This is a genomic window from Sutterella massiliensis (assembly GCF_016899755.1).
Classification (GTDB): domain Bacteria; phylum Pseudomonadota; class Gammaproteobacteria; order Burkholderiales; family Burkholderiaceae_F; genus Sutterella; species Sutterella massiliensis.
This window is the reverse complement of the sequence record NZ_JACJJC010000179.1, coordinates 1-716: the sequence shown is the minus strand read 5'-3', so window position 1 is coordinate 716 and position 716 is coordinate 1. Positions and strand designations below refer to the sequence as shown.

Annotated in this window: 1 protein-coding gene; it reads right to left on the bottom strand. The window is 57.1% G+C overall.

Going from position 1 to position 716, the window contains the following annotated elements; genetic code table 11:
* Positions 1 to 9: 9 nt before the first annotated feature.
* Positions 10 to 716 (bottom strand): conjugal transfer protein TraF (gene traF, locus H6A60_RS12020; protein ID WP_205104946.1); only part of this gene is annotated, 707 nt, incomplete at its 5' end.

Sequence of the window (716 nt, the reverse complement as noted above, 5' to 3'; positions counted from 1 at the left end):
GTCGTCCCCTTAAGGTTGAATGTCTTCTTCATGGCTTTCGGCGGAAAGAATGTTGGGATCGAAACGGCCGTCGGTTCCGGCACCATCGAAAAGGGCGATCAAATTGGCAGGAGCAATGAAGCCGTCTTGCTGAGCGACTTTCGAGGCTTCTTCCGGATGCTCAGCGACAAAGTCGGCTGCTTGCGGGTCGCCCCAGGCGAATGCGGGGTTTTGAGCGGCGAGTAGAAGCTGCGGGAGTTCCCTGGAAAGGTCGATCTGACTTTCCGGATTGATGATCGGTTTCGTTTCCTCGAACTCCGATTCGGTGATCCACCCTTGTCGGGCGGCCGCAACGATGATGCGCCGACGCAGATCCGGCAGGGCCATCAAGCCTTGACCGAGAGATTCGAACCGTCCGTCTCCCGACACGAGGAAGAGCGCGGGTGTTGCCGTCACACCAAGCTGCGCAGCGTGACCTGCATCTACGCGGGTGTTGGCGAACCGCTGATTTTCAAGTACACCGCCGTCGATCGAGATCGCCAGGACGTCGAAACCCGAATCCCGTTCAAGCATTCCGACGAGCGGTGCTTCGGCTTCGCAGAAACGGCAGTCAGATTTGAAGAAGAAAAAGATCCCGGCTCTCTCGGCAATTTTTTTCAGAAGGGCGTCGGTGTTTTGACCAGCCGAGCGGTCGACGGCATTGATACCGAAACTAGCAGTCGGACGACGAAAGGTTT